Source organism: Candidatus Schekmanbacteria bacterium (genome assembly GCA_003695725.1).
Lineage (GTDB): Bacteria > Schekmanbacteria > GWA2-38-11 > GWA2-38-11 > J061 > J061.
On sequence record RFHX01000080.1, the window covers coordinates 1 to 2,939 of the forward strand.

At 36.4% G+C, this 2,939-nt stretch carries 3 protein-coding genes; all 3 read right to left on the reverse strand.

The window, feature by feature from the left end:
* A partial coding sequence (locus D6734_03345; GenBank protein ID RMF96705.1) for a coproporphyrinogen III oxidase occupies positions 1 to 755 on the reverse strand: 755 nt, incomplete at its 3' end.
* 49 nt (positions 756 to 804) lie between these two features.
* Positions 805 to 1,764, reverse strand: a complete 960-nt coding sequence (locus D6734_03350; GenBank protein RMF96706.1) for a hypothetical protein — start codon at positions 1,762 to 1,764, stop codon at positions 805 to 807.
* Positions 1,765 to 1,789: 25 nt separating this feature from the next.
* On the reverse strand, positions 1,790 to 2,902 hold the full coding sequence (locus D6734_03355; GenBank protein RMF96707.1) for a hypothetical protein: 1,113 nt from the start codon (positions 2,900 to 2,902) through the stop codon (positions 1,790 to 1,792).
* Between the last annotated feature and the right edge of the window lie 37 nt (positions 2,903 to 2,939).

Consider the following 2,939-nt stretch of genomic DNA (forward strand, 5'->3'; position numbering starts at 1 on the left):
ATAACAAGAGGCGGCAAAGTTTGAAGAATCATAGCTTCAGGCGGTATTCCTATCTTTATTCCTGCAACAAAGCCTTTGTCTTCTACAAGATTGAATTCTACCCACTGCCCTCGAGCCAATAACATTGCTTCGCGCGCTTTTTTGTTGAGCTTTTTATCCTTGGTCCTTTCAACGATTTTTTTGTATGTTCTTATAAATGTTTCCCCTACATCCTTCAGGAAAGGAAATTCTTTTTGCGATAAATCAAAAGCAATGCCGATTCCACCTCCCCGCTGTTTATTTCTATAAATTGAATAAAATAATCCACGCAGTTTCTCATTTAGCTCTTCATAATTTTTATTATATTTTCTGCATAGATTCTTTATTGATTTTATGAATAGAGCTCTTTCTTCATTGGATTCGAGAAAAGGCGATAAATCCGTATGTCCCATAAGGCGACATTTCTTTTTCCTTTTAAGTAGCCTTAAACTCAATGTGCCGACAGGCACCTCAGGATTATATGTATGTGAGCAAATTTCAAAAACCCTCACAGTTGTGTTTTCATTATAGCGCGGTATTACAGTAGTGAATCGGGTATCGCTAATCCCCATTTTTTCCAATATCTTCCCCCTAATAGTGTTAACTTCCATAAATCCATCAGCAATATTCCATCTCTTTGAATCAATCTTGGATTTTTTGTCTATCTCTGAAAAAATCCTGATTGCTTTCTTTTTTGTTTTTTCCATATAGTTGTCGAAATCATCGAGAATTGCCATTGATTTTCCCTCCCAATGAATTTTTTCCACATACTTTTATTCAACTTTTCTATAAATTCTCTTTGATTATTTCAAATACTCTATCAGCTTGTAATTCTTTCAGACAATCAGAAGTTGCACATACAGGACAATCCTTTTTTTGAGAAGATTTTTTGCATTCTTTACTTGCGTCGATTGGAAATACATTTTTGAGTGGAGGAGCCCATATTTCAGGTCGAGTTGGTCCAAAGATCAAGAAACTTTTTATCCCTAAAGTGCCTGCCAAATGGCTTATCCCTGAATCGTTGCCAATATAGAATTTTGAATTTAGCAGTACTGACGACACTTTTTTTAATTTTTCATTATGAATGCAGGAGAATTCTTGAGGTATCTCGATTCTTAAAGCTGTTTCAGCTTCACCTGTTATAAAGATTGGTGACAGCGAACAATTTTTTTCTATCTTTTTTGCAAGGGTGACAAATTTTCTTATTCCCCAATTTTTTCTTTTTGACCCGCTTCCCGGATGTATGCAGAAATAATTACCTGCAGGTATGTCTTCTTCATCGTTAGAGATTTCAATTTGATATTTGCAAGATTCGTTGTTGATTCCAAGTAGCTTTAAGGAGTCGAGATAGTATTTATAAATATTGGTACTGAGTCCTTCCCTGATGTTACCCTTCCACACTAATACTTTGGCAGTTGTGTTTTTTTTAAGATTTTCGGAAAAATTCTTATCTTTGTCATCCAAATAGGTGATTATTAAATCCAAACTTTCGAGATAATCCTTTGTTCTGATTGTGCAGGCATCAGCAGAGACAAAAAGTCCTGATAACAAAAAAGAAAGCCGCTCAGAGACATTTGCGTAAATCGGTTTTTTTTCAACGAGAGGGGCATAACTGCTCTTGCAGGCAATATCGATATTTGCTTTGGGATAGTGGGCGCGGATGAGTTTCAAAGACGGAAGAAAAGCGATAAAATCCCCTAATGAGCCGGGAAAGATAATCAAGATTTTATTCATCACTTTCTGCATTATGATTGTTTAAATTATGAGAAAACTAAAATACGAGGGATTCAAGTGTTGCTGAGCATCCGTTGCATTTTGAACAGCCGGAATTTGTCCTTTGAGGATTGAGCCCATATTTATTCAAAATCTTTGGAAGCTCCTTATATACTTTTATTACATCATCAGTATCGGGCGGTTTCCTGTTTTCAAGCTCTGTTCCTGAAAGAGGCCTAAACACAGTTAGATGAGGAATAGCTTGGGCTTTTGCAATTGCTTCAATACCTGCAATAGTGCTTTCAGGCGGCTCGAGACCTACAATGAGCCATGAACTCGTTTGCTCTTTACCGAATATTTCCGATGCTTGTGAAAGAGCTGTCAGATATTTGCTTAGCGGTATTTCACCTTTGCCGGGACAGATTTCCTTTCTTATTTTTTCGTCGTAGATTTCAATGTTAAAGCTTACTGAATCAAGACCTGCTTCTTTAAGTTTCATTATAGTTTCCTTTTCTACAGGGCAAAGCTGTGCATAGACAGGAAGTGAACATATTTCTTTTACTGCTTTTATAGTATCGATATAGGAATCAGCTGATTTTTCTTCATTCCCTATTACTCCGGAATTGATATTTATTTCAGTAATTTCAGTGCCTAATATTCCTTTGTCATTGAGTATGCGAATTACTTCTTTTATTTCTTCAGGTTTTTTAAGCACATAGTTGTCGCCGCTATCAAGAGCACAAAACTTACAACCTTTGCCTTGTAGTTTGTAAGAGCAGTAGTTTGACAGTGCAGTGCCTAAAATCGAGGTGCTGTGCTGCTGCATTATATTTATGAGTTTTTGGCCATTGGGTAATTCAAAATCAGCCCAATAAGGAGGAGGAACTGGCTCTGCCTCGATTTTTATTCCATTGCCTACGATAAATCCTTTACCATCTTCTTCGATGTATTTATATGGTGAACTCTGAGCAAAAGATTCTCGCACTGCAAGATTTGCTACTGTATGATAGCCGTTTATATTCAATTTGAAGCACTTCCCATTTGAAAGAGATGCCCGTTTGTTTCTGTACACTCTTGTGGGAAGTATGGATTTCATAGATTCAATGCTTATATTTTCGTCAACATTTATGCCGTTGCAAAAAAGGTCTATTTTTATTCTCAAAGGGTCCATTATTCACATCTCTCTTTCATAATAGAAAAAACCACAC